The organism is Candidatus Thiodictyon syntrophicum (assembly GCF_002813775.1).
In the GTDB taxonomy this organism is placed as follows: domain Bacteria; phylum Pseudomonadota; class Gammaproteobacteria; order Chromatiales; family Chromatiaceae; genus Thiodictyon; species Thiodictyon syntrophicum.
In genome coordinates this window covers 325,797-351,058 of record NZ_CP020371.1, presented here as the reverse complement: position 1 = coordinate 351,058, position 25,262 = coordinate 325,797, and the positions used below count along the sequence as shown (strand labels likewise).

Annotated in this window: 22 protein-coding genes and 1 pseudogene; 19 read left to right on the top strand and 4 right to left on the bottom strand. The window is 66.1% G+C overall.

The features are described from left to right. Positions 1-433: 433 nt before the first annotated feature. From THSYN_RS36490 to THSYN_RS30890, 3 genes are read left to right on the top strand one after another with little or no spacing between them, the layout of a single operon-like run. On the top strand, positions 434-622 hold the full coding sequence (locus THSYN_RS36490) for a cytochrome-c peroxidase (RefSeq protein ID WP_236849016.1): 189 nt from the start codon (positions 434-436) through the stop codon (positions 620-622). Continuing rightward, the gene (locus tag THSYN_RS36485; RefSeq protein WP_418219957.1) at positions 619-759 is read left to right on the top strand and encodes a hypothetical protein; all 141 of its coding nucleotides are present in this window, start codon (positions 619-621) and stop codon (positions 757-759) included. Before THSYN_RS36490 ends, THSYN_RS36485 begins: the two co-directional genes overlap by 4 nt. Positions 760-778: 19 nt before the next feature. Continuing rightward, positions 779-955: a zf-HC2 domain-containing protein gene (locus tag THSYN_RS30890; RefSeq protein WP_335582525.1), complete on the top strand. Its 177-nt coding sequence runs from the start codon at positions 779-781 to the stop codon at positions 953-955. Between the two features lie 141 nt (positions 956-1,096). Here THSYN_RS30890 and THSYN_RS30885 read toward each other — a convergent pair whose 3' ends face one another. Together THSYN_RS30885 and THSYN_RS36480 are read right to left on the bottom strand one after the other, a co-directional pair. Then, positions 1,097-1,444: a hypothetical protein gene (locus tag THSYN_RS30885; protein ID WP_100922902.1), complete on the bottom strand. Its 348-nt coding sequence runs from the start codon at positions 1,442-1,444 to the stop codon at positions 1,097-1,099. 8 nt (positions 1,445-1,452) lie between these two features. After that, positions 1,453-1,584: pseudogene (locus THSYN_RS36480) on the bottom strand (multinuclear nonheme iron-dependent oxidase); the annotation flags it as partial. A gap of 200 nt (positions 1,585-1,784) precedes the next feature. On the opposite strand from THSYN_RS36480, the gene THSYN_RS30875 reads away from it, so the two are divergent. From THSYN_RS30875 to THSYN_RS30865, 3 genes are all read left to right on the top strand, one after another. After that, complete coding sequence (locus THSYN_RS30875; protein WP_100922900.1) at positions 1,785-2,870, top strand: phospholipase A; 1,086 nt, start codon at positions 1,785-1,787, stop codon at positions 2,868-2,870. 314 nt (positions 2,871-3,184) lie between these two features. After that, a complete protein-coding gene (locus tag THSYN_RS30870; RefSeq protein WP_100922899.1) occupies positions 3,185-3,862 on the top strand; it encodes an HAD hydrolase-like protein in 678 nt (225 codons plus the stop codon). Between the two features lie 177 nt (positions 3,863-4,039). Beyond that, the gene (locus THSYN_RS30865) at positions 4,040-4,900 is read left to right on the top strand and encodes a transglutaminase family protein (RefSeq protein ID WP_100922898.1); all 861 of its coding nucleotides are present in this window, start codon (positions 4,040-4,042) and stop codon (positions 4,898-4,900) included. Here the strand turns inward: THSYN_RS30865 and THSYN_RS30860 are convergent. Continuing rightward, positions 4,881-5,135 carry a type II toxin-antitoxin system RelE/ParE family toxin gene (locus tag THSYN_RS30860; protein ID WP_236849015.1) on the bottom strand — a complete coding sequence of 85 codons (255 nt, stop codon included), beginning with the start codon at positions 5,133-5,135 and terminating at the stop codon, positions 4,881-4,883. The two genes, THSYN_RS30865 and THSYN_RS30860, sit on opposite strands and share 20 nt — an antisense overlap. Before the next feature lie 11 nt (positions 5,136-5,146). Further along, positions 5,147-5,386, bottom strand: a complete 240-nt coding sequence (locus THSYN_RS30855; protein ID WP_100922896.1) for a type II toxin-antitoxin system ParD family antitoxin — start codon at positions 5,384-5,386, stop codon at positions 5,147-5,149. 191 nt (positions 5,387-5,577) lie between these two features. On the opposite strand from THSYN_RS30855, the gene pglW reads away from it, so the two are divergent. The 13 genes from pglW to pglZ all read left to right on the top strand — a co-directional run bounded on the left by pglW (position 5,578) and on the right by pglZ (position 25,261). After that, positions 5,578-9,813: a BREX system serine/threonine kinase PglW gene (gene pglW / locus THSYN_RS30850; RefSeq protein WP_100922895.1), complete on the top strand. Its 4,236-nt coding sequence runs from the start codon at positions 5,578-5,580 to the stop codon at positions 9,811-9,813. Between the two features lie 84 nt (positions 9,814-9,897). Further along, a complete protein-coding gene (locus THSYN_RS30845; protein ID WP_100922894.1) occupies positions 9,898-10,122 on the top strand; it encodes a ribbon-helix-helix domain-containing protein in 225 nt (74 codons plus the stop codon). Next, positions 10,109-10,444 carry a type II toxin-antitoxin system PemK/MazF family toxin gene (locus THSYN_RS30840; protein ID WP_100922893.1) on the top strand — a complete coding sequence of 112 codons (336 nt, stop codon included), beginning with the start codon at positions 10,109-10,111 and terminating at the stop codon, positions 10,442-10,444. Before THSYN_RS30845 ends, THSYN_RS30840 begins: the two co-directional genes overlap by 14 nt. Positions 10,445-10,702: 258 nt before the next feature. Beyond that, positions 10,703-13,180, top strand: coding sequence for a BREX-2 system adenine-specific DNA-methyltransferase PglX (gene pglX / locus THSYN_RS30835; protein ID WP_100922892.1), 2,478 nt, complete (start codon positions 10,703-10,705; stop codon positions 13,178-13,180). A 132-nt stretch (positions 13,181-13,312) separates the two neighbouring features. After that, positions 13,313-13,600, top strand: coding sequence for a hypothetical protein (locus tag THSYN_RS30830; protein ID WP_100922891.1), 288 nt, complete (start codon positions 13,313-13,315; stop codon positions 13,598-13,600). An 83-nt stretch (positions 13,601-13,683) separates the two neighbouring features. Continuing rightward, the gene (pglX, locus tag THSYN_RS30825) at positions 13,684-14,859 is read left to right on the top strand and encodes a BREX-2 system adenine-specific DNA-methyltransferase PglX (RefSeq protein WP_100922890.1); all 1,176 of its coding nucleotides are present in this window, start codon (positions 13,684-13,686) and stop codon (positions 14,857-14,859) included. Next, on the top strand, positions 14,856-14,987 hold the full coding sequence (locus tag THSYN_RS36810; protein WP_257791273.1) for a hypothetical protein: 132 nt from the start codon (positions 14,856-14,858) through the stop codon (positions 14,985-14,987). The genes pglX (THSYN_RS30825) and THSYN_RS36810 overlap by 4 nt, the downstream gene beginning before the upstream one ends. 46 nt (positions 14,988-15,033) lie before the next feature. Continuing rightward, positions 15,034-15,294 (top strand): FitA-like ribbon-helix-helix domain-containing protein, encoded by a 261-nt coding sequence (locus THSYN_RS30820; protein WP_100922889.1) that lies wholly within the window; start codon positions 15,034-15,036, stop codon positions 15,292-15,294. A 196-nt stretch (positions 15,295-15,490) separates the two neighbouring features. Then, on the top strand, positions 15,491-15,940 hold the full coding sequence (locus THSYN_RS30815; protein WP_100922888.1) for a hypothetical protein: 450 nt from the start codon (positions 15,491-15,493) through the stop codon (positions 15,938-15,940). Continuing rightward, positions 15,940-17,286 carry a tyrosine-protein kinase family protein gene (locus THSYN_RS30810; RefSeq protein ID WP_100922887.1) on the top strand — a complete coding sequence of 449 codons (1,347 nt, stop codon included), beginning with the start codon at positions 15,940-15,942 and terminating at the stop codon, positions 17,284-17,286. Before THSYN_RS30815 ends, THSYN_RS30810 begins: the two co-directional genes overlap by 1 nt. A gap of 52 nt (positions 17,287-17,338) precedes the next feature. Next, entirely contained in the window at positions 17,339-18,760 is a 1,422-nt protein-coding gene (locus THSYN_RS30805) for a KAP family NTPase (RefSeq protein WP_216644824.1), read from the top strand. Positions 18,761-18,827: 67 nt separating this feature from the next. Further along, positions 18,828-22,547 (top strand): BREX-2 system ATPase PglY family protein, encoded by a 3,720-nt coding sequence (locus THSYN_RS30800; RefSeq protein ID WP_100922885.1) that lies wholly within the window; start codon positions 18,828-18,830, stop codon positions 22,545-22,547. Continuing rightward, complete coding sequence (pglZ, locus tag THSYN_RS30795; protein ID WP_100922884.1) at positions 22,547-25,261, top strand: BREX-2 system phosphatase PglZ; 2,715 nt, start codon at positions 22,547-22,549, stop codon at positions 25,259-25,261. Before THSYN_RS30800 ends, pglZ begins: the two co-directional genes overlap by 1 nt. The last annotated feature ends 1 nt before the right edge of the window (position 25,262 follow it).

Below are 25,262 nucleotides of genomic sequence, written 5' to 3'. Positions count from 1 at the left end.
CGAGGCCGCGCCGTTCGCGCGTGTCGATCAAGGATACCCGTGATGGCCATCGCCGAGCGTCGCGGACAAGTCCGCGCCGTCTGGCCCCGGGACGCGATAGACCCGCAGATTTGGCGTCACTGCCGTTGAGCTAAGCGCCGCAGCCCAAGCGCCTGGAGTCCAAGGCTTCAGCCTTGGCGCGCGCCAAGGCTGAAGCCTTGGACTCCAGGCAGAGGCGACGCGGTCGGCCAGTGCGCCTTAACTTAATGGCAGTGACGCTGGAGTGTGGGAGCGAGAAACCTCGAGGGTGGCATCCGTCGCGGTCTGGGGGCCGCTCCTACGGCGTAGGAGCGGCCCCCAGGCCGCGACGGGTTGCCGCAAGGCGCGTGGCCGGATGTGACCCATTGCGCCATGGGCACTCCTGGCGCAACGCCTGCGCGACATTCCGGAGTATGTGGACCTGTTTATTGCCGCTTATCCAGGCGAGGTTTCAGGTGCCGCCGAGGTCGACTACGTCAAGGCCGCCAACGCGATCGCCGCCTACGAGGACCGCGCCTTCCGGGCGATCGACAGTCCCTTCGACCGCTATCTCAAGAACTCTGTCTGGATCGTCTGCCGCCGCGTATCGCCCGGGTCTTCATGATGCGGGAGTTGTTGGAACTGGAAACCGCGCAAATCTGTCAAGATCTGGCCATTGCCACGTCCAACTGTTGGGTCATCCTGCACCGCGCCCGCATGGGACTGCGTGTTTGCCTCGAGGCAACCTGGTTCGCTCGCTGAGCGCACGGAGTCCATGTCGATGATGAACTGCAGACAGGCCACCCGACTGATGTCGGAGGAACTCGACCGTCGGCTCACTTGGCGTGAGCGCCTGGCGGTGCGCCTGCACACCCTGATGTGCGGCGGCTGCCACCAGTACCGCGAACAAATGGCTTTTTTGCGCAAGGCGTTGCGCTCGCGATCGGGGGGCGACTGAGCGGGCTGCCGCGCCGACTGCGGGGCCGGTGGTCCGCACAGCGGACCCTACGGTCCGCTGTGCGGACCGGCGACCGCGCGCCCGGCAGGGTGGCCGGGGTTATGATCGAGGCCCGCTTTGGGCTCGGTCATGGCAGTTGCCTCAAGTCCGGGTGGCGATGGTGATCCCGGTCACGACCTGCTCGCGCAGCAGGACGGCCAGGCAGCGGGTCAGATCGAAGCCCGCATCAGTCCCGTCGCCGGGGTCGGCGGCCATCGCGGTGGCCGCGCCCAGCGTGGCGCCGGTCTGCAGGGCGCCGACGAAACGGCAGTCGCCGAGGGACATGGACAGCACCCGTACCGACCGATCGCTGCGCAATACCCAGGCGTTCTCAGGGACGCTTGGATTCACGGCGGGGACGGCGCCGTCCTCCTGATGGGCGGCCCAGAGGGAGACCACGGCATGGGGTGAGGTCAGGGCGGTCAGCGATGGATGCAGCGCCAGCCGCAAGGACGGCAGACGGCCGCATCCACCGCGCTGCCGTGACTGTCGATGAGCAAGGGGTCCCCAAGGCTGTCGGTCTCGCGATGAAAACCGGCGAGGTGGATCTCCCCGACTCGCTCCAGGGGGAGCGCGGCGAGATAGGTCAGCACCTGAGCAACTGCCGGATTTAGGGTCACGGATCTATCGCGGTGCCTGATCCTGCCCCGGGACTCGGGACGGTGCGATAACGTACCGACGACGCCGGCGCCTTCGACTTAGTCTGGTCGGCATCACCATCGCGCCGGCGGTGACTATCGTACTCGGCACCCTATTCGGGTCCTGCGAAAGGACCTGCGGAGACGCACCTATGGCCCATCCTTCCCATCACAGCCGCGCTAGTGCGCTGCTGGTGACCTCCTTGCTCATCGGCGGCCCCGGCCTCACCCAGGCCGCGGTGTCCGGCATCGCCGATTGTGCGGCCATCGCGGCGGACCGGGAGCGACTCGGCTGTTACGACCGGGCCAGCGGACGGAGCACTGCCGCGCAACCGGCGCCCTCGGGGCCGTCCGCGCGCACCGCGCTGACTGCGCCCGCGGCGGCCCCCAGGGCCCGCGCGCTGACCGCCGCACCGGCGACCGTCTTCGACCCCGCCCCGGGGTCCATGATCGACACCGCCTGGGGCTTCAACCCCGGCGCCGAACGCTACACCATCGCACTGTATCGCCCCAACTACCTGCAGGTCGCGCGCTATTCCGACCGGCCGAACAAGGTGCCGTTCCAGGCGCTGTTCAATGCGGCGCAGACGTCGAACGCGCAGTTGGACCCGACCGAGGCACGGTTCCAGTTCAGCTTCAAGGCGCGCCTGTGGGCGACCGACGATCGCCGCTTCGGGGTCTGGGCGGCCTATACCCAACAGAGCCAGTGGCAGGTCTACAACACCGAGCTCTCGCGCCCCTTCCGCGAGAACAACTATATGCCCGAGGTGCTGGTGAGCATGCGCCCCGATTATGCCTTCGGCGGCTTCCACTGGCGGTTGTTCAATATCGGCTACACCCACCAATCCAACGGCCGCGCCGACCCCATCTCGCGCAGTTGGGACCGCATTGTCGCCGAGTTCGGGGTCGAGCGGGGCGACTTCGCACTCCTGGTCCGGCCCTGGTATCCCCTCAAGAAAGACCAAAACAAGGACGACAATCCGGATATTACCGACTATTACGGCTATGGCGACGTCACGGCCATCTACAAGTGGCGCGGCAACAGCTTCACCCTCATGGCCCGCGGCAATCTCGATACCGGCAAGGGCGCGGCCCAGTTCACCTGGACCTCACCGCCCATCCTCGGCCCTTTGCGCGGTTACCTCCAGGCCTTCACCGGCTACGGCGACAGCCTGATCGATTACAACTGGAATCAGAACGCGATCGGCATCGGCGTCGCCTTGAACGACCTGCTCTAGCGTCCCAGCAGATAGGCGTGTGGGTCCGTTTGCGCGGCCTTGATCATCGCCCCGGCCAGCTTGCCGGACGGCATGTCGCTGGTCCGCACAGCGGACCCTATGAGCCCGCGCCCGTAGGGTCCGCTGTGCGGACCAGCGACGTCACAGTCGGCGGATTGGCCGAGACTATCATTGAGGCCGTTTGAGCGGACCCGCGGGACGGCGGCACCAGCGCCGCGCGAGCCGGCCGTTACGGGTCAGGGAACCGGCGGGAATAGGGCAGGGGGCCTGGCAATCATTGGTACGATCGCGCAAAGCGCTGCATAATCGCGCCAATGATCTTCACCCCCCCACCCCAGACAGCTGCACCGGGCGACTATCGGCTGGTCGTCTTCGATTTCGACGGCACCCTGGCCGATAGCTTCGATTGGTTCGTCCGCGCCCTGAACGAGCTCGCACCGCGCTACCGCTGCCGGCCGATCGCGCCCGACGAGCGTGACCGGCTGCGCGAACTGCCCGCGCGCGCGGTCTTACGCCGGCTGGGCGTGACCTGGTGGAAACTGCCCGCGCTCGCCCAGGCGCTGCGTCGGCGCATGACCGACGACCTGGACGGCCTGCGGCTCTTTCCCGGGGTCGAAACCATGCTGCGCGAACTCGACGAGGCCGGTCTGGTGCTCGGGATCGCAAGCTCCAACGCGGAGCGCAACGTGCGCCGACTGCTGGGGCCGGAAAATCTGTGGCGGGTCCGCTATCTGCAATGCGGCGCGGCGATCCACGGCAAGCGGGCACGGCTGCGGCGCATCCTGAGCGCCGCCCGGGTCGCGCCGGCGGCTGCGATCTACATCGGCGACGAGATCCGGGATATCGAGGCCGCGCACGGTCTGGGGATGGCCGCCGGCGTGGTCCTCTGGGGCTATAACAGTGCGTCGGCATTGCGCGGGCATCGGCCGGACCGGATCTTCGCGTCCATGGAGGAGATCGGACCCGAACTGAGATCAAGCCGCGGCACATAACTGCCCCGCGGTGCGCCCGTCGCGTGGCTCGCGGGCGCCGGGCGGGACCCGGCCGGCGCCGCGCTGATCACCGCGAGCGTTGGTCGCCGTCTTTGCTCAGTTCCTCCCGGAACCAACATCAGCGTGTATCATGGAGTCTCAGGTCATGCGTTGAATTCAACCGAAGAGCGATTCCCCATGCGGCGTATCAATATCAACCACGTCACCGAATATCGGTTCCCCACCCCCGTATCGCTGCTGCCCCATCGCTTGTTGTTGCGCCCGCGGGAGAATCACAACGTCCGGATCGAATCCTCGCTCCTGGAGATCGTTCCCGCCCATACCGTGCAGTGGAAACGCGACGTATTGGACAATTCGGTGGCGCTGGTCGGCTTCACCGCGCCGGCCGATCGGTTGCATATCGCCAGCAGCGTGGTGATTCAGCACTACGAGGATAACCCCTTCGATTTCCTGGTGGACGACTATGCCGTCACCCACCCCTTCGACTACGCGCGGGAGGATGGCATCGAACTCGCCCCCTTCCGGCAGTTGGTCTACCCGGGCGACCAGCCGGCCGTCGCGGACTGGCTCGACGGCCTGGGCTTGGGGCGACCGATGGAGACCTTCACGCTGTTGGACCAGATGAACCACGCCATTGCCGAGGGGTTTCGGTATCAGATGCGGGAGGAACCCGGCGTCCAGCCACCGGCACAGACGTTGGGGTGCCACAGCGGTTCCTGTCGCGACTTTGCGGCCCTCCTCATGGAGGCTTGCCGCCATCTGGGGCTGGCCAGCCGCTTCGTCAGCGGCTATCTGCACACCCCCGGCAGCGGCACCGGCAACGCCGCGACCCATGCCTGGGCCGAGGTCTACCTGCCCGGCGCCGGTTGGAAGGGGTTCGACCCCACCAGCGGTGAGGTCGCTGGCAACCATCACATTGCGGCAGCCGTGGCACGGCACCCGGAGGCGGTGCCGCCGGTGGCGGGAAGCTACCTGGGCCGGCCCGATCAGTACCCATCGCTGAGCGTCGCGGTGCGTGTCAGTGCGCTGCCGGACTGAGGGCAAACCCGCCGCTGCCGCTCTGACGATAAAAAGCAATGTGCTTTTCAATCTGGTGCTTGCGGTAGCCGGGGCGGATGTCGTCGCAATCTTTCCCCATCAGAGGGTTGTCCGCCAAGGCACGAAAGCCCGCGTCCAACAGTGTCAGATAACGGGTGCGATGGTCACGGCCCCAAGTGGCTTGGGTGTAGCGGCCGATGGCCTTCAAGTCAGCCTTGACTGCCTTGGTCAGCACAAACCGGGGCATCAGTGCGTATTTTCGCTGTCAAGTTCAGCCAGCAACCCGCTCAGGGAATAGTCCGCCCTGCCGCTGGCTTCACCGTCCGCGAGCGCCTGACGCAAGGTAGAGAGTTTCAGTTCGTGTTCTTCCAGAAGCCGCAAACCGGCTCTAACCGCCTCACTGGCCGAGCCGTAGCGACCTTGGGCGATCTGCCGGGTGATGAATTGCTCGAAGTGAGTACCAATGGTAACGCTAGTGTTCCGCAAGGAGATCGGTGATTGGCCGGAGTATGTCTACTGCCCGCTGGCGGGTGCCTATGCCGTCGTCAGCGGCGGCGGCGCGAACCGGGTACCGCCCCGGCTCATCGGGGACCTGGGTCAGGTAAAATCCCCGCTTGCGCCCGCTACCAGACGACGTCAGCGCAGCGCCCGACACTGCGACCGAGGGATTCGCTCTCATGCCCATGAGTCCAACGCGCTGGACCGCCATCACGGAATCCGGCTTCCCCTGGGAACGCGACGCCCTGCAATGGCTGCGTTCCCAACTCCCCGATCACCACCCCTGGCACGCCTGGACCAACTTTGAGTTCATCGACGACGAAGGACGCGTCAACGAGGTCGATGCCCTGATCCTGACCCCGGCCGCGCTCTTCCTGATGGAGATCGAGAGCCGCCCCGGCGTGCTCACCGGCGACCCCCACACCTGGACCTGGACCACCGACGGGCTGGCCTACAGCGACGATAACCAGCTGATCCTCGCCGATCGCAAGGCCAAGCGCCTGACCAGTCTGCTGCGGCGCCTGCCGACGGTACAGAAGTCGCGGGCGCGCATACCCTCGATCCGGCCCTGCGTCTTTCTCTGCGCCGCGGACCTGGTCTGCAAGCTGTCCGGGACCGCCGCCGCCGGGGTCTATCTGCGCGGACAACCGGGGAGCGCCCATGACGATGGCATCATCGGCGCGCTGACCGCCGGTCCCGCCCTGAGCACTGCCGGCGACGGGCAGCGCATCGACCAGGCCCAGGCCCGCATCCTGGCGCAAGCCATGGCACAGGCCGGTATCCGTCCCTCCAACAAGCACCGCCTGGTGGGCGATTACCAATTGGGCGCGCTGCTCGCCGAGGGTGAGACCTGGCAGGACTGGGAGGGCCGGCACCGCAGCATCGAGAGCATCCGGCGGCGGGTGCGTATCTACCCCTACGCCACGGCCGCCACCGCCCAGGCGCGTGACGCCCTGGTCCGGCAAGCGATCCGCGAGTTCCAAATCCTCGAAGGCATCGACCATCCCGGCATCCTCAAGGTCCGTGACTACAAGGAAGCCGAGCAGGGCCCGGCACTGATCTTCGACCATGACCCCCGCTCACGCCGCCTGGACCTGTTTTTGCGCGAGCATGGCGACCGGCTCAATGTGAGCCAGCGCCTGCACCTGGTCCGCCACCTGGCCGAGACCCTGCAATACGCCCACGGCAAGCGCCTGTTCCACCGGGCGCTCTGTCCGCAGAGCATCCTGGTGCGGGACCCCGGGTCGTGCCTCCCCAGCCTCCAGATCATGAACTGGCAGACCGGCGCCCGCGCGTCGGGCACCGGCGGCACCGCGGCTGCCGATGGGCGGCGCACGGTCGGCACGCTGCACGTCCAGGACGGCGTCGAAGACCCCGGCCGCGTCTACCTGGCCCCGGAAACCGCCTGGCACCAGCACGCCACTGCGGACAGCGATGGCGCTGCCCTTGGCCCCCAACTCGACGTCTTCTCCTTGGGTGCTATCGCTTACCATCTCTTTTCCGGCCAGCCGCCGGCGGGGAGCGTCATCGAGCAACTGGAGCGGCTGCGCGCCGGCCCGGGGCTGTGCATCTCCGATGTGATGGACGGGGCCGGTCCAGCGTTGCAGGACCTCATCCAGCTCAGCACGCTGCCCGCTACCAGCGCCCGCTGCCCGACGGTCGACGACTTCCTCAAAGCCCTGGATGCCCTGGAAGACGCCCTCACCACCCCCGACCCCGAGGTCACGGTCGACCCCGCCATCGCCACCGCCAACGACCGTCTGGAAGGGGGCTTCACCGTCCTGCGCCGACTGGGCAAGGGCTCATCCTCCGATGTCCTGCTGGTGCGGCCGGACGGGGCCCCTGAGGGCGAGGAGGCGCAGTTGGTCCTCAAGGTCGCCTCCGAGGTTTCACACAACGACCGCCTGGTCGCCGAGGGCGAGGCCCTGGCCAAGCTGCACCGCAACCCGCATGTGGTGGAATGGCGCCGCACCCTCACCATCGCCGGACGCACGGCGCTGCTCATGTGCCGTGCCGGCGATCAGACCTTGGCCAAGCGGCTGGAGGAAGACCAGCGGCTGTCCCTGGATCTGGCCAGCCGGTTCGGCGAAGAGCTGATTGCGGTCGTCGATTGCCTGGAGGGCCTCGGTATCGCCCACCGTGACATCAAGCCCCAGAACATCGGCATCGCCCAAGCGGCCGGCGGGCGGCTCCAACTCATCCTGTTCGATTTTTCGCTCACCAGTGCCGCGCCGGAGAACATCAGCGCCGGCACCCACCCCTACCTGGACCCCTTTCTCCCACTGCGCAAACCCCCGCGCTGGGACCTGGCCGCCGAGCGCTTTGCACTCGCCGTCACCCTCTACGAAATGCTCACCGGCGAACTGCCGCGCTGGGGCGACGGCGTCTCCCAGGCCGCCATGCTCGAGTGCGAGGTCAGCCTCGCTACCGACCGGTTCGACCCCCACCTGCGCGACGCCCTGACCGACTTTTTCGAGCGCGCCCTGCATCGCGACTACCGGGAGCGCTTCGACAACGCCGAAGAGATGCTGCGCGCCTGGCGCCAGGCCTTCGCCGATACCCAGGGCCTCGGCGCCGCGCCCGACAGCCTGGCCGCGCTGGCCCGCCTCGCCACCGCCGCGACCAGCATCGCCGAGCTGGGCTACAGCGTCGAGGCCCAGAACGTCCTGGACGGCATGGGCATCCACAACCTGCGCGACCTGCTGGCAGTGGAGCGCATCAAGTTCCGTTATTTGAGCGGCGTCGGCGACCGCATCCGCAAAGAGATCCGGCAGAAGGCCAAGCAGCTCGCCCAACTGCGCCCCGACCTGGGCCCCCATCTGAGTTCAGCCCCGATCCACACCCCGCCGCCCGCGGGCCCGGCGTCCGGCATCGCCAGCATCGACGCGCTCGCCGGCCAACTCCTGCCCAAGCGACCGGCCGGGGATGACCATCCGCCCACCGGTGATCCGGCACAGGCGCTCGCCATCTACCTGGGACTGGAGCCGGCTGCCGACGGCATGGACCGCCCCTGGCCCACCCTGGGTGCGGTCGCGCGGGTTACGCGACTCGCCCGCTCGGCACTCTCCGACACACTGCTCAAGGCCCGCGAGCGCTGGCTCAAGCTCGCGCCCCTCACCCAGGTCCGCGGGGAGCTCGAGACGCTGCTCCAGATCCATGCCGGCGTCATGACCGTCCCGGAGCTGGCACTGGTCCTGCTTGCCGCCCGCGGTTGCGCCCACCAGGACGAGGCCCTGCGCCGGCGCCTGGCCACCGCGCTGGTACGCGCCGCTCAGGAGGCCGAGGGCAGTCTCGCCAAGCCACGCTACCAGCTCTTCGAGCAAGACCAGGTGCCGCCCCTGATCGCGCTCGGCCCCGACCAGGCCGACTACGCCAGGCGACTGGGCGCCGCCGCCGACGCGATCGCCCGGGCCGATCCCCTGCTCACCCCACCACATGCCCGCAAGACCCTGGAAGCGCTGGAGCGGCCCGGCAGCGTCGCGCCGCTGTCGGCCCAGCGCCTGCTGCGACTGGCGACGGCCGCGTCACGCACGGCCGCACTCTCCAGCCGCCAGGAGGTCTACCCGCAGGGGTTGGCCGCGCTGCGGGCCATGCGCCTGTCCCTCGGCGCGCTGACCGGCCCGCGTTACTGCCAGACCAGCGACATCCGCGACCGCATCCAGGGTCGTTTCCCGGCGTGCGCGCCGATCCCCGACCGCCCGGCGCTCGACGCCTTGCTCGTCGCGGCCGGCGCGGCCCTGGCCTGGGACCCGAGCGGACCCCAGGGGCCTGGCTACTACTCACCGGCCGGCAGGACCGAACCCTCGGCCGGCACCACCACCTGGCTGTCCCGCCACGGCACCCGCGGCGAACCCGGCGATGACCTCACCGCCGATGCCGTCCTGATCCGGCAGTTCGAGGACCGCCTGGAGCGCGCCCGCACGGCCGGCGGTTTTCTCGCACTCACCGTCCTGCCACGCCTCGCCTGCCATGCCGAGGCGCAACTGCTGCGCCGCCATCGAGCGACGCGACTGAGCCTGGACGCCCTGCTGATCCAGGCGCTGCAAGACCAGTCCCTACGCCACAAAGTGGGCTGGGAGGTCATACTGCAAGCCGATGCCGCCGCCCCCGGCAGCCGCGACTGGACCAACCTCATCCGCCTGGTGCAGAAGGCCCTGCCGCAGGTGCGGCACCGACTGCTCGAGGCCAACCAACCCATCCTGCTGGTCGACCCTGGCCTGCTGGCGCGCTACCAGCTCATGGGACTCGTCGAAGCGCTGCGTGATCGCACGGGCCAGGGCCAGACTCCGCCCCCCCTCTGGCTGCTCGTGCCCATGCACGCCGACGGCCTGCCCGCGGTGGACGGGGTTCCCGTGCCGGTCATCTCCTCTGCCCAGTGGGCCCGTATCCCCCCGGCCTGGATCGAGCAAAGGTGAAACCGCGGATCCGACAGGATTGCCGAGCGGTAGCAGGCACAGTAGGATAGCCGGTAGCACCAACATCGAATCAGCAGGTACACCATGCGGGCAGAAAAGCTGTCAATCTCGCTCACCCCGGAGGCGGTGACACTGATCGAGACCTATCGTCAGGCCCATGCGATGAAGAGCCGGTCCCAGGTCATCGAGCACGCGCTACGCCGGCTGCGGGAGGAAGACCTCGAGGCCGCCTACCGTGAGGCGGCGGCCGAGCTCGACCCGGACTGGGCGCCGACCACCGGCGACGGGCTTGCCCATGAAGCGTGGTGACATCCTCTATGCCGACCTCAGCCCGAGTGTGGGGTCCGAGATCAACAAACGCCGCCCGGTGCTGATCGTGAGCAACGATGCCAATAATCGGGCGGCGAGCACGGTCACGATCCTGCCCATCACTTCCAACATGACACGCGTCTATCCCTTTGAGGTGGCGCTTTCCGCTGCCGAATCCGGACTCCCCAAGGATTCCAAGGCGCAGGCCCAGCAGATCCGTACCATTGCCAAGGAGCGCATCCCAGGGCCGGCGGTCGGTCGACTCGCGGCGGACAAGATGCGCGCAATCGACACGGCCATTCGCCTGCACCTCGCGCTATGACCCTGCGGCGCCCCCGTCCGGCTGAAGCCTCGACCTCCTGGGCGATCACGCCCGAACTGGAGGTCGAGGTTTTAGCCGGTTCCGTTCCCGCGCCGGACGGGCATTCGCCCATAGGCGCCAACCCCCGCGCCGGACGGGGCATTCGCCCCGTCCGAAACGTTTTCTCCGAAGCCGCGGGTAATACGAATCAGCGACGCAATAAAGATTCGGGACGGGGCGAATGCCCCGTCCCGCCCGGTACCCTACAGTGATCCAAGCATGATCCAAGCCCCCGCCCTCCTCAAAGACCTCCAACGCCTGCTCAAAGTCCTGGAAGACGACCTGCGCGTGCGCATCGGCGAGGACAGCGCGCTCGGCGCCGCCCTGCAAGGCGAATGGCAGGCGGCCCGCATCGCCGGGCGCACCGGGGAGACCCAGACGGCCTGGCTGGAGGCGGCGATCACCCAGGCGGCGGTGCATTGGCTGCTCTCCTGCGTCTTCGTCCGCTTCATCGAGGACAACGGGCTCATCCCCCGGCCCTGGCTGGCCGGTCCGGCGGGTGGCGAGAACAACCGACTCGCACTGGCGCGCGACCGACATGAGGGCTGGTTCCGCGCCCGGCCGCACGATAATGACCGCGACTACCTGCTCGCCTGCTTCCGCGAGGTCGGCGCCCTCCCGGGACTCGAGGACCTCTTTGATGAGCGCCACAACCCGGTCTTCCGGCTCGGCTGCTCCGGCGATGCCGCCATGGCCCTCATGGCCTTCTGGCAGAAGATCGACCCGGACCGCGGCCTCCTGGTCCACGACTTCACCGACCCCGAGTGGAACACCCGCTTCCTGGGCGACCTCTACCAGGACCTCTCCGAGGCCACGCGCAAGCGCTACGCACTGCTCCAGACGCCCGAATTCGTCGAGGAATTCATCCTCGACCGCACCCTCACCCCGGCGCTCGACACCTTCGGCTACCAGGCGGTGCGCCTCATCGACCCCACCTGCGGCTCCGGCCACTTCCTGCTCGGCGCCTTCGCGCGCCTGTTGGCCATCCGGGCGCGCCACGAGCCGGGGCGCAACCCGCGCGACACGGTGCAACAGGCACTCGACGGGGTCTATGGCGTCGACATCAACCCCTTCGCCGTCGCCATCGCCCGCTTCCGCCTGCTGGTCGCCGCGCTGGCCGCCTGCGACATCCGGGTCCTGAGCGATGCGCCGAACTTCCAGCTTCACCTGGCCGTCGGCGACAGCCTGCTGCACGGGCCGCGCTTCGGGCTCACCGAGACCATGGACCTGCTCGGCGGCGAGTCCTATAAGGGCACCAGCCTGGAGCACGCCTATGCCACCGAGGATCTGGGGCAGGTCAATGCCATCCTTGGACAGCGGTATCAGGCGGTGGTGGGGAATCCGCCCTATATCACCGTGAAGGATTCCGCGCTCAATGCGGCCTACCGGGCGCGGTACAGCAGTTGCCACCGGCAATACTCGTTGGGGGTGCCATTTACCGAGCGGTTTTTCGAGTTGGCGATACCCGATGACGGAAGTCAGCACGCCGGGTATGTGGGACTCATTACCGCGAACTCGTTCATGAAGCGCGAGTTCGGCAGCAAATTGATAGAAGAGACTCTGCCCAGGTTGGATCTCAGTCATGTCATTGACACATCTGGTGCCTTCATCCCTGGTCACGGTACGCCTACCGTTATCTTTTTCGGTCGCAACAGGGCGCCTGTGTGCGATAGGGTCCGCACCGTTATGGGCATCAAAAGCGAACCTATCGCACCAGCCGACCCGACTCAAGGATTGGTATGGAGTGCTATCATCGATCAGGTGGATATTGTCGCCAGCGAATCGGCCTATATCTCGGTAGCCGATACGCCGCGAACGTCATTTGCCAAACATCCGTGGAGCATCGGTGGGGGCGGCGCAGCGGATCTAAAGGAGGCCATTGAGGAACATGCCATTAAAGCCCTGAATAAAGCCATGTCTCTGATTGGCTTTGTGTGCATGACCCGTGCAGACGATATATATTTTACGCCCGACCATTCACTCATCACTCGCGGCATTGCCACTGATAATATCATTATAAATGTAGAGGGGGATTGCGTACGCGATTGGCGCATTGACAGCCCCAATACGACGATTTTTCCCTATGACGGCAATCTTGATCCATTGCCTTATTCACAAGCCTCATTGCTGCATCAGTTTCTTTGGCCTTACCGCACACCCTTATGGCTAAGACGTGAGCCGAATGGAAACCATCGGGAGATAGGTTTGACTTGGTGGGAATGGAGTCGCTTTCAACGGGATCGTTACCGCAATCCCTTCTCGATCACTTTCGCTTTCATATCTACTCACAATAACTTTGTCTTTGACCGGGGTGGCAAGTCATTCAATCGCACCGCACCGATCATCAAGCTGCCAGCTAAAGCAAGCGAGGAAGAGTATCTGGGTATATTGGGACTACTCAACTCATCGGTTGGCTGTTTCTGGATGCAACAGGTCTGCCAAAATAAAGGGCGACCAGGCGCAAATGCCGCTGGCGCGGATGAGCGTTATGAAATGCGTTACGAACACGACGGCACTAAACTCGCGTCTTTTCCACTTGCTGAAAACCCGCCGGTTTCCCTCGCCCAAACCCTCGACCGCCTCGCCCAAGACTACGCCGCCTGCCTCCCGGCGGCCCTGATCGGATCGGCCTCGACCCCCGACCCGGAAATATCTCACGCCAAGGCGCCAAGGCGCCAAGAAGAAAAGGAGGGTTGATGGTGATTGACCATGACCAACCAGGCGACGCGCCCGACGCTTCTGCTTGCACGCAAGCCCCTAGGCGAGCTTGGCGCCTTGGCGTGAGACCTCTTCTGTCCAGCCCGCTCGACCCTGAACCGGAGCATTGAGATGCAAGCCATCGAGCTAGCCGCCACCATTTCACTTCAAGGCCATATTGACCTCGATCTACCCGAGACCTTGCGCGGCTCATTTGGCCAACCGGCGCGGGTGTTGCTACTGCTGGATGCGCCAGCCCCATCCGCCGCTGCGCCAAGGACCATCGCCGAGCGACGCGCGGCACTAAGGACAGCACTGGCGGCGGCCGCTGCAGTCGGTGTGTTCGCCGACATCGAGGACCCGGTCGCCTGGCAACGCGCAGAGCGTGCCGACCGTCCTTTACCTGGCAGGGATGCTTGAGCGATGTGGCTCGCCGACAGTCATATCGATGACGATTTTTCCTGGATACCCGGCTTGCGATTCGATAGTCTGGCGGGAATCCCATGACTACCCTACCGACCCGCGCCAGCCTCGATGCCGCCCGCGTCCGCGCCGATTCCATCCGCCGCCAACAGATCGCCTGGCAGGAGGAACTGGATTGGCGCTGCTATCGGCTCTATGGCCTGCTGGCCGCCGATACGGATTACGAATACCCCAACCCCCCCGAGATCAACCTGGGCGAACGCGCCTTCGAAATCGTACTCGCCCGCCGAATCGCGGCGGGCGAGGAGGAAACGACCTGGTTCACCCGCCACGGCTCCACGCCTATTACCGCAATCCCCGACCACTGGCCGGCGGGATACCGGCAAGTGGTCGAGGCGCGGATTGCACTGATCGAATCGGACAAGTACATCGGGCTCATCGAGCGCCCCGAATACAAACGCCGCTGGGCCGCCACCCCCTGGGTCGAGCAGGAACAGACGGCACTCAAAGGCTGGCTGCTTGACCGGCTGGAGACCCCGTCCTATTGGCCGGACCCGGTGGCCCTGACCAGCACCAGCCGCCTCGCTGACCGGGCGCGCCGGGACCCGGAATTCATGCAGGTCGCCGAGATCTACGCCGGCCGCCCGGACTTCGACCCGTCCGCCCTGGTGGCGGCCCTGGTCGCCGCCGAGTCCGTACCCTTCCTGCCGGTGCTGCGCTACACCGAACCGGGGCTGCGCAAGCGTGAGCAATGGGAGTCCACCTGGGACCTGCAACGACGTGAGGACGCCGGCGAGCAGGTCGGCGAGATCCCGGTCCCTCCCAAGTACAAGTCCACCGATTTCGTTAAACCCGACTGCTGGCGTCTGCGCGGCGGCCTGGACGTGCCCAAGGAACGCTGGGTGAGCTACCCCGGCGCCGAGCGCGGCGCCGATGGGAGTCTGGTCATCGCCTGGGCTGGCTGGAACCACCTGCAGCAGGCCACGGCACTCGCCGCCTATTATCTGGACATGAAGGAAGGCGAGGGCTGGGAACCGGCACGCCTGCAACCCCTGCTCGCCGGCCTGCTGGAACTCATCCCCTGGCTCAAGCAATGGCACAACGACTACGACGCCGAGCACGCCACCCGCATGGGCGACTATTTCGCCGGCTTCCTCGCTGACGAGGCCCGCTCCCTGGGCCTGACCCGGGACGACCTGCGCGCCTGGAAACCCGCCGCCATCACGACCCGTCGCGGGCGGCGCAAGACCGGATGACCACCTTGCGCCAATTCGCCGGCGGCGACGCACTGGTCCCGGCCGGTACCGCCTGGTATCTGGCGGACCTGGGTGAACTGCGCGGACCGGGCGCGAAACGGGTCCGTCGCGACGGCGAATCAAGGTAAACTCACGCTAAAGAGCGTAAGAATGAGGGTACTGGGGAGGTCCATCATGCCCACCATGACCTTGCGTGATGTGCCGGACGAGTTGCACGCCTGGCTCAAACAGCAGGCGCAGGCGCATCACCGCTCGGTGAACGAGGAGGCCATCGCCTTGCTGGATCGCCTGCGCGACGAGGCCCCCGCGACGCGGCATCGAGCCACGGTGGACGAGATTATGACTATCGCTGGGCGCGTGGCGCGGGCCCCCGTGGTGGACGACGGCAGCGCCGACGAGATTCTCGGTTACGACGAGGACGGTCTGCCGCGATGACCAGTGGCCCCCTGGTCATCGATACCTGCGTCTTCGCTCTGGCTCCCAGGTTCCAGTATGGAAGCAATTGCCGACCCGCAAGCCGTCGCGTTCGGACGCGGCCTGCCGGAGCGGCTAAGACCGTATTCCCACGCCGGAGCGTGGGGGCGAGAAGACGATTTTCTTTAGCAAAGGCAAACGGGGAAGACAGTTAACGATGGCTGCGGTAATCAAACAGGTTGATTTCAAGGAAGCCGCTCGGCGGCATTGGGCGGACGCTGAGCACTTGGCGAACGCTGGTCGTCACCCCAATGCCGGCCAGTTGTATGGATTCATGGCCGAATGCGGTCTGAAGGCGCTCTTGGTGGCGCATGGACTACCGATCGAAACGAACGGCGATATTAAAAAAAAGCCAAAAACAGGATATCGGGAACACATGCCTGACTTGTCCCAGTTGGTTTCCGGCCTGACGATATTCCCAGACGGTCGCGCCGCGACACGCTATCTCTCCATGCTTCCTGACCTCGCTCACTTCCACGACTGGAGCACCGATCATCGCTACTGGGCCGCATCGGCATATCCCGCCAGTTCTCTCCCCAACTGGCGCGAGGCGGCCCGGCAGGTCGGTGACATGATCGATGCCGCCACGGCGGATGGGGTGATGTGATGAAACCGGTACGATTCAATGCTGCATTGCGGCGTGCCGCTGAGCTTGCGGTTGCGGAATGGCTGCCGCAGGGACGCCATGTGCGGCTGATCCGCGATGTCTATGGCCGACTGCGTTTCGCGGTGAATACCGAGAAATCCGCTTGTCCGGTGGCCATCATCAACCGTCTGGAAGCGGCATCCCAAGACCTGGGCGCCTTTACTGCACCAGGCGGGGTCCTGTTTCGTGATGACTTTGCCGATCCGGATGCCCTCTTTGGCCATGAAGACTGGCACTGTACAGTGGTGCCTGGATCCGAGTCTGAGGATGGGACCGTCGCCCCCGAGATCGTCATCGATCTGCTCGATCGCCAGATCACGGGCCAGGACTGGCTGCATACGCCGCGTGAGGCCGAGACCGAGGGAAACCAGCCACCCCGCATCGTCTTCTACGGAGTCAAGGGCGGAGTCGGGCGTTCGACAGCCTTGGCCATGTTGGCCTACCGTCTGGCGCGGGACGGGAAACGGGTCTTGCTGATCGACTTCGACCTGGAATCGCCCGGGCTCTCGGGTCTGCTGCTGCCACCGGAGCGTATGGCCGCTTTCGGGCTGGTGGACTGGTTTGTCGAGGACGCCGTGGGCCAAGCCGAAGGCGTACTCCAAGACATCATCTCTGATAGCCCCTTGGCGGATCACACGACCGGCTCGATCCGCGTAGTCGCCACGATGGGCCAAGGAGAAACCGCCTATCTTGCCAAGCTGGCAAGGGTCTATGCCGATGTGCCGCGGCACCAGGGGCCGGAACGCTTTGCCTCGAGGATGCAGCGCGTTGTTACCGAACTCGAGGCGCAGGAGCAACCCGACGTGGTGCTGATCGACAGCCGCGCGGGACTGCACGACCTGGCGGCCATTGCGATTGCCGGCTTGAGCACTGTTGCCTTGCTGTTTGCGACCGACGCGCCTCAAAACTGGCAGGGCTACGGGCAGCTTTTCTCCCATTGGCAAAGGCGCCCCGAAGTGCTGCGGCACGTCCGTAAACGCTTGGCGATCGTGCAGGCGCTGTTCCCTGAAACTGACCAGCAGGCACGCGCCGCATCGTTTCAGCAACACGCGTATGACCTGTTCGCCGATACCATGTACGACCAGATCGAGCCCGGCGCCGATACCCCACTGGACGCCTTCACGTTCGACCTGGGAGACGAAGACGCCCCGCATTTTCCCTTGCGCGTGCGTTGGAGCCAGCGGCTCCAGGAGTTCGACTCCTTGCTGCCGGTGGAAAAAGGGGGTGTGAGCGATGCCGACATCGAAAGTGCATTCGGACCGTTCTTTGATGCAGTCACCTCTCTGGTGGAGAATGTCAGTGGCTGATTTGCATCAGACGAGGTTGCTTAGGCTGGCATTGCGGGAGACCTTGCCGCCGGTGGATCAGGCGGGGGCGGAGCCCGAGCGGGGGCCGGCCTTCACCTATGTTCCGCCCAGCCATGCCCGGGCGCTGGACCCGGATAACAGCGTGGTGCAGGGTATTCGCGGGTCGGGCAAGAGCTTCTGGTGGGCGCACCTGACGTCGGAGCCGCATCGGCGCTTCATCCGCGGCGCCTTTCCGGAGGTACGTTTCGATCCGGACCTGCGCGTGGTCCAGGCGTTCGGTGCACAACCATCGTCCGAGAACGCACCCAGCCAAGCCGTGCTCGCCGCCCTCATCAGGGATTTTCCAGCGCGGGCCATCTGGCGCGCGGTGTGTGCCGCTAAAGTCGAGTTTGCAGCCCCGTTCCCGCAAGGTGATTGGCAGGCAAGAGTGGCATGGGTTCATGAAAATCCCGAAGCCTTCGATACTTTATTGACGCAGGCTGATCGTGAACTGGAGTCGAGGAACCAGACCCTGGTGGTGCTCTTCGACGCACTGGATCGATTGGCGGACGACTGGCCGAGCATTCGCCCGCTCGCCCGGGGCTTACTCCAGACCGCGCTGGACCTGCGCGCAACACGCAGGATTCGATTCAAGGTCTTCGTGCGCCCGGACATGTTGCAGGACCGGGACATCATCGGCTTTCCGGACGCATCGAAACTTTTGGCGCGTGAGGCCAAACTCGCGTGGCGGCGAGCGGATCTTTACGCTCTTCTGTTTCAGTGCCTTGGCAATTCGGAGCAGGGTGGGGACTCCTTTCGATCCCTGAGTTGCGTCACGGCAAACATGCATTGGAAGCGGGAGAACTTTGGGGGCGGCGACGCCTGGTCGATCCCGGCCCCCCTGAGAACCGATGAGGGTCTCCAGGAACAGCTCTTCATCGCCCTGGCAGGAAAGGCCATGGCCTCGGGGCCTAGCGGATACAAGCGCGGCAAGCCCTACACCTGGCTGGTCAATCACCTTCAGGATGGTCTTGATCAGGTCAGCCCGCGCAGTTTCTTCGCCGCATTGAGGGAGGCCGCCGATCGCACCCCTGACGAGAGTCCCCTGGCGCTCGATTACCGTGCCATCCAGGCTGGTGTGCAAGCCGCGTCCCAGATACGGGTCAACGAGATTACGCGCGAAGACTACCCCTGGGTCGATCTGGTGATGCAGCCGCTACGCGGCAAACTGACCGTACCCTGTACGATGACGGATATCGAGAACATGTGGAGCCAGGCGGGAACGCTCGAATCGCTCAGAGAGGAACTCAAGCGCACGACTCATGTGGTCAAGCTCCCACCCCAAAGCCTCAATGAAGGTGCCGATGGAGTATTGAAAGATCTGGCAGCACTGGGGCTGATCAATCGTCTGAGCGATCAACGCGTGCAGATGCCCGATGTTTACCGCATCGCCTTCGGCCTGGGTCGGCGCGGCGGCGTCAAGCCGCTGAAGTAGCGTACCTCCAGCGAATCACGACGGGCATTACTGCCAGTATCAGAGCCACGCGTTCAGGACCGCCATCATGACTTTAATGAAGGACATCATTACCATCCCCGAGCGGGTCCACCAGGGCGATTTCGTCCTGAAGCTGACCGAGGGGGTGAGTCACGCCGAGCAGACGCTGCGCGACTATGTGGTGACGCCCCAGTTGGTGCAGTGCTTCGACAATGCCCTGGGCTTCATCCGCCAGGCGCTGGAGGGCCACAGCAGCAAGGCGGCCTATCTGCACGGCAGCTTCGGCGCGGGTAAGAGCCATTTCATGGCGGTGTTGAATCTCTTGCTCGCCGGCAATGTGCAGGCGCGTTCCATCACTGAGCTGGCGGACCTGGTGGCTCACCATAATGGCTGGACGCAGGGGCGACGGTTCCTGCTGGTGCCCTATCACATGATCGGGGCACGTGACATGGAGTCGGCCATCCTGGGCCAGTATGCCGATTATGTCCGGCGTCTGCATCCCGAGGCGCCGGTGCCTGGGTTTTATTTGGCCGATCGGCTCTTCCAGGATGCCCAAGGGCTGCGTTCTCAGTTGGGGGATGAGCCCTTCTTAGCCCGGCTCAACGCGGCTCCGGACGGCAGTTGGGGTGACCTGGATGGCGGCTGGGATGCCGGCAGCTTCGAGTCAGCCACCCTGGAGGCGCCGAATGGTGAGGAGCGGATTCGCCTCGTCAGTGCTCTCATTCAGAGCTATTTTCCCTCCTACGCGGAGTTTGCCGCGAATTTCTCGCACGTTGATACCGAGACTCACCAGGTCAAGGAACGCGGCTTCGTGGGTCTGGATCTCGGGCTGTCCATCATGAGCCGCCATGCCCAGGCGCTGGGCTATGACGCGGTGATCCTGTTCCTGGACGAGCTGATCCTGTGGCTGGCGAGCCGGGCGGCGGATGTCTCATTCGTCAGCAGCGAGGGGACCAAGCTCGTGAAGCTGGTGGAGGCCACCCACGCGGACCGCCCGATCCCGCTGGTGAGCTTCGTCGCGCGTCAGCGGGACCTGCGCGAGCTGGTCGGGGATAATCTGGCCGGGGCCTTGCAGCTTCAGTTCGCCGATGTGCTCAAGCACTGGGAGGCGCGCTTCCATGTCATCACCCTGGAGGACCGCAACCTCCCCGCCATCGCACGCCGGCGGGTGCTGCGCCCAAGCAGTGAGGCCTCGCGCCAGGAGCTGGAACAGGCCTTCCACGGTTTCCTGTCGGTGCGCCGCGAGGTGCTCGATACCCTGCTGACCACCACCGCGGATCGGGAGCTGTTCCGCCAGGTCTATCCCTTCAGTCCGGCCCTGGTACAGGCCTTGATTGCGGTCTCATCGGTGCTGCAGCGCGAGCGCACCGCCTTGAAGCTGATGCTGCAATTGCTGGTGGACCGGCGTGAGGACCTGGAACTGGGTCAGATCATCCCGGTGGGGGACCTCTATGACGTGATCGCCGATGGCGACGAGCCCTTCTCCGATGCGATGCGCATTCACTTCGAGAATGCCAAGCGGCTCTATCACCAGAAGCTGCTGCCACTCTTGGAGCGCACCCATGGCGTGACCTGGCAGGCAATCAAAGAGGGGTCCGCCGAGGTCGGCAAGGCCAGGAACCTGCGCAATGACGCGCGCCTCATCAAGACCCTGCTGCTGGCGGCCCTGGTGCCGGAGGTGGAGACCCTCAAGGCGCTGACCGCGCAGCGGCTGGCCGCGCTCAATCACGGCTCGTTCCGCTCGCCGATCCCGGGTCGGGAGGGCCAGGACGTGCTGCGCCGCTGCCGTGACTGGGCGGCCGAGGTGGGTGAGATCAAGGTCACCGACGATGCCAATCCACTGATCTCGATTGCGGTGACCGGGGTGGACATCGAACCCATCGTGCGGGGGGCCGGGGATCAGGATAATGCCGGCAATCGCCGCCGCAAGATTCGGGAGCTGTTGTTTGACAGCCTCGGTATCGCCGATACGAACGACCTGTTCACCATGTACACCTCTATCTGGCGCGGGACCCGGCGCGAGGTGGAACTGGTCTACGAGAACGTGCGCGAAATGGCGGATGACCGCCTGCGTGGGCGCGACGGCAGTTGGACGGTGGTGGTGGATTATCCCTTCGACGCGGCCAACCGGACCCCGGCCGACGACCTGGCTCGCCTTAGCGAATACCGGGGCGGTGACACGCGCACTCTGGTATGGCTGCCCTCTTTTTTCTCCGAGCGGACCCTGCGCGACCTGGGCCGGCTGGTGGTACTGGACTACATCCTGACCGGCGAACGGTTCAACGATTACGCGGGCCATTTGTCGCTGGTGGATCGGGGACCGGCGCGGGCGCTGGCGAAGAACAGCCGCGACCAGCTCCAGAGCCGTTTGCGGCAATGTCTGGAGGTGGCCTATGGCATTGCGGGTGAGCCGCGCGACGCCATTGCCAGCCGCTTGAGCCCGGACGACCAGTTCCGGTCGCTCGACCCGACGCTGCGCCCCCGCCCGCCGGTGGGCGCGGATCTGAAAGGGGCCTTCGAGGGCCTGCTGGATCAGCTCTTCAGCCACCAGTTCCCCGCCCATCCCCGCTTCGATACCGAGGTGAAAGCGGCCGCCCTGAAGAAGGTCTGGGCTGAACTCGGACGCGCCCTGGAGTCCACCGATGGCCGCGTGCCGGTGATGGACAAGGCGACCCGGGCGCTGGTGCGCTCAATCGCGGGTCCACTGCATCTGGGCGAGATGGGTGAGACCCATTTCGTGCTGGGTCAGCACTGGAAGGCCCATTTCGAACAGGCCCAGGCGCGCGCGGGCGGCCCCATCACGGTGGCGCGGCTGCGCCAGTGGTTGGACCTGCCGGCGGCCATGGGATTGCCGACGGAAGCCGGGAACCTGATCGTGCTCGTCTTCGCCGGTCAGACCAACCGGTCTTTCTTTCTCAACCAGGGTCCCTTTCAGCCCAGCCTGGACAACCTTCCTGGGACGCTGGAGTTGCGTGCGCAGGTGCTGCCGAGCCTGGAGGAGTGGGAGCGGGCGCTGGCGCGGGCCGGCGCCCTGTTCGGACTGACGACGCTGCGGTCCTGCACTGCCGCCAATGTGGCGAAGCTGGTGGAGGCTGTGCTCGGCAAGGCGCGGGAGGCGAGGGTGCCGCTGGCGAGCTTCTCAGGCACCCTGCAACAGCGCCTGCAAGCCTATGGAGCGGGGGTTGCCCAGGGGGCCGGCGATGGGACCCAGGCCGCCGAGCCCCCCCGGCTGACCACCGCGCGCTCGGCCCAGGCGCTGCTGGCGGCACTGGTGAGCGCGGAACCAGGCCAGGTGGTCTGTGTGCTGGCGCAGTGCCCCATCGCGACCTCAGAGGCCGCGATGGCGCGGACCTTGGCCGGGGCCAAGCAGCTTGACGAGTCACTGCGCATGGCCGGATGGAGGTTTTTTGAGGCAGTGACCGCCCTGTCCGACCACCGTCGCACGGCCGCCTTGGGCGTCAAGGCCCGGATTGGCGAGGTCCTTGCCGCCGACGAGCATGTCATCGCCCTCAAGCCGGCCTTGGACGAGCAAGAGGCCAAGGCCTTGCGGCTGTTGACCGATGTACCCAAGCCACGGGAGGCCAAGCCACCGGAGCCCGAACCACCCAAGATCGAACCACCGAAGCCCGGACCAGAAACGGTCGTGGTGCGCGCGGACGAAGCGGTGAATCTCGACCCAGGGCAGGCGTGCACCCTGCTGGACGCTATTCGTACCGAGATGGAGCAGGACCGCGAACTACGCCTGTCGGTGAGCTGGCGGTTGCTGAAAACCACAGGCAAGACCTGATGGTGCCAACGCGCAATCAGATTGTCGCGCAGGTCGGGGCCGTGCTGGCGCGGGACCCGCAAGCCCGCTGCATCGCCATCCGCTCGCCAACGGCGGCGGTCTGGCCGGAATCCTTGTCGGTGGGTAACCGATCGTTTCGGCTGCACTGGTGTCCGTCCAGCCTCGCGGCACGGCAGGCCTTGATCCAGGTCGAGGCGTCGCCGTCCGCCGGCGTCATCCTGCTGACGCACTTAAGCGATGCGGCGCTCGGCGCCGACACGCTCGCGCGGCTGTCGCGCGGACGCGTGTTCCAGGTGGAGCGCTGGGACATGGTCCGGCAGGTGTTCCAGGCAACCGAGATCGATTCCCGTCTGGCGGTGCAAGGCTGGATGGCGCAGGCGCTGCTCGATTACCTGCCGGCAGGCGGTTATCCACCGGTTGCCGGGGGCTTCCTCGACCTGGAAACGGCGTGGAAGCAGGTGTTGAACGGCAGCCTGGGCCTGCCGCAGGCGCGCCCGGACCTGGTGAGCCTGCTGCGTTGGACCATGGCGGCGGAGCGGGTCGGGCGCTTTCTGCAACTGCCCGCGGATGCCGAGCCGCAGATCCTGGCCTGGCTCGCCGACTGTGCGGGTCCGGTGGGTGACATCGTCATGGGTTGCGTGGCCGCGGGCAACGCGGCGTACGCACTACCCATCGGCCTGCTCTGGAGCCTGGTGCTTGCGCCCGGGGGTGAAGGACTGCCGGACCTGGCGGCCGCCGCGGTCCGCCTGGAGCGCTACACCGGGGACCGACGCATCGCACCGTCACAGGGCCAGCGCTGGGCCGCCGCGGCGATCTGGTTGCTGCGCAGCCTTCCGTTCGATGCCGCCCGACCCGCGATCGAGCGGGCGGAGGGCCTGCTGCGGGAACTGCATCTGGTCGACTACGCGGGCTTGAGCGACGTGCTGCCGAGCGGTTTCGAGGCGCGGCTCGCGGTGTTTGGACAGGCCCTGGACACCTTGTTGGGTCAAGCCTCCATGGCCGCGTTGGCCCGGGTGGAGCAGGCCGCGAGTCAGGTACTTCACCACGACCTGGGCGACCGACCCGGGACGCGCATCGAGCGGGTGCAGATGGCCTTGCGCCTGGCCCGCTGGCTGGTTGCCGCGTCGGTTCCCACACCGGCGCCGGGCGCGGCGCCACCGACCAAGGCGAGCCCGGCCCCCGGTTTGCCGACCCTGGCGCAGGACTATGCTACCGAAGGCGCCTATGTCGATTGGGCACGGTTCAAGTTGTTGGGCGGCGATGAACTGGCGGCGCTGTCGGCCACTTACGGGGTGCTGGCCGCGCGGGTGCGGGAGCGGCGCGAAGCCTTCAATCAGCGGTTTGCCGCAGCGCTTGCGACCTGGAACCTCGAACCTTCCCCGGCCGTGGAGTGCCTGCCGGTGGAGTCGGTCTTGGAGCAGGTCCTGGCCCCCCTGGCCCGGCAGGCGCCGGTGCTGTTCCTGGTGGTCGACGGCTTGAGCTTGCCCATCTTTCGGGAACTCTGTGCGGATCTGCTACGGGCCGGCTGGATGGAGCAGATTCCCACGCCGGCCACGATGGCCTGGGTCGGCATCGCGGCCTTGCCGACCGTAACCGAGATCAGCCGCACGAGCCTGCTTGCGGGGCGCCTGATGGCCGGGGCCGCACCTCAGGAAAAGACCGCCTTCGCCGCCCATGAGGGCCTGCTGGCGGCGTCCAAATCGGGCGGTAAACCCATCCTGTTCCACAAAGGCGACCTCGGCGAGGGTGGTCACCTGGCCGAGCCGGTGCGCGAGGCGATCGGTACCGCCACCCGACGTGTCGTCGGTCTGGTCTATAACGCGGTAGACGATCATCTGCGCGGTTCGGATCAACTGCACCTGCGCTGGTCACTGGACGATTTGCGGCTGCTGCGCCCCCTGCTCTATGAGGCGAGCGCGGCGGGGCGCACCCTGATCATCACGGCCGATCATGGCCATGTCATTGATGAGCAGACCGTGCAACGCACGGCCGCCGATGGAGAGCGCTGGCGCAACGCGATCCATGGTGAAGGCGGTCCGGTTGCGGCGGATGAAACCCTGCTCGAAGGCGCTCGAGTGTGCGCCCCTAACGGGGGGAGCCGCATCGTCTGCGCCTGGAGTGAACGCCTGCGTTACAGCGGCAAGAAGCTCGGTTACCACGGTGGGGTCTCGCCGCAGGAGGTGGTGGTGCCATTGAGCGTGTTCATCCCACCCCTGTGCACCCTGGAGGGCTGGAGGCCCGCCCCGCCCAGCCAGCCGGAGTGGTGGGAGGACCGGCTCCCGGCGCCGGCTGCGGCGCCCGCGCCGCCCGCCGCCAGGCAGAAAAGGCGCGGCCGGGACGAAACCGCGCCCGACCTGTTCGACCAGGTGCGACCGGTGGCCCAGGTGGATTGGATTGCGCTCCTGCTGGCGAGCCCGACCTATCGGCAGCAGCGCCAATTGGCCGCGCGGGTCGCGCCGCGCGACGAAGAGATCCGGGGTCTGTTGGAAGCGCTCGACACCCGGGGCGGTAAGCTCGGAAAAACGGCCCTGGCGCAACGCCTGGGGATGCCCCTGATGCGCGTGAGCGGTTTCGTGAATGCCGCCCGGCGTGTGCTCAATCTGGATCAGTCCGCGGTGCTGACCCTGAACGAGACGACGGCGCAGATCGAATTCAACCGGGAATTGCTGGATGTCCAATTCCAACTGAACACGCGCAGGGCCGCCGGCAACTGAC

Coding starts and splice junctions, on each gene's coding strand:
- THSYN_RS30840 (WP_100922893.1), top strand. CDS start 10,109: ATGAAGCGTGGTGACATCCTCTATGCCGACCTCAGCCCGAGTGTGGGG.
- pglX (WP_100922892.1), top strand. CDS start 10,703: ATGATCCAAGCCCCCGCCCTCCTCAAAGACCTCCAACGCCTGCTCAAA.
- THSYN_RS30875 (WP_100922900.1), top strand. CDS start 1,785: ATGGCCCATCCTTCCCATCACAGCCGCGCTAGTGCGCTGCTGGTGACC.
- THSYN_RS30820 (WP_100922889.1), top strand. CDS start 15,034: ATGCCCACCATGACCTTGCGTGATGTGCCGGACGAGTTGCACGCCTGG.
- THSYN_RS30870 (WP_100922899.1), top strand. CDS start 3,185: ATGATCTTCACCCCCCCACCCCAGACAGCTGCACCGGGCGACTATCGG.
- THSYN_RS30865 (WP_100922898.1), top strand. CDS start 4,040: ATGCGGCGTATCAATATCAACCACGTCACCGAATATCGGTTCCCCACC.
- THSYN_RS36485 (WP_418219957.1), top strand. CDS start 619: ATGATGCGGGAGTTGTTGGAACTGGAAACCGCGCAAATCTGTCAAGAT.
- THSYN_RS36810 (WP_257791273.1), top strand. CDS start 14,856: ATGACCACCTTGCGCCAATTCGCCGGCGGCGACGCACTGGTCCCGGCC.
- THSYN_RS30815 (WP_100922888.1), top strand. CDS start 15,491: ATGGCTGCGGTAATCAAACAGGTTGATTTCAAGGAAGCCGCTCGGCGG.
- THSYN_RS30830 (WP_100922891.1), top strand. CDS start 13,313: ATGCAAGCCATCGAGCTAGCCGCCACCATTTCACTTCAAGGCCATATT.
- THSYN_RS30890 (WP_335582525.1), top strand. CDS start 779: ATGATGAACTGCAGACAGGCCACCCGACTGATGTCGGAGGAACTCGAC.
- THSYN_RS30800 (WP_100922885.1), top strand. CDS start 18,828: ATGACTTTAATGAAGGACATCATTACCATCCCCGAGCGGGTCCACCAG.
- pglZ (WP_100922884.1), top strand. CDS start 22,547: ATGGTGCCAACGCGCAATCAGATTGTCGCGCAGGTCGGGGCCGTGCTG.
- THSYN_RS30810 (WP_100922887.1), top strand. CDS start 15,940: ATGAAACCGGTACGATTCAATGCTGCATTGCGGCGTGCCGCTGAGCTT.
- THSYN_RS30845 (WP_100922894.1), top strand. CDS start 9,898: ATGCGGGCAGAAAAGCTGTCAATCTCGCTCACCCCGGAGGCGGTGACA.
- pglX (WP_100922890.1), top strand. CDS start 13,684: ATGACTACCCTACCGACCCGCGCCAGCCTCGATGCCGCCCGCGTCCGC.
- pglW (WP_100922895.1), top strand. CDS start 5,578: ATGCCCATGAGTCCAACGCGCTGGACCGCCATCACGGAATCCGGCTTC.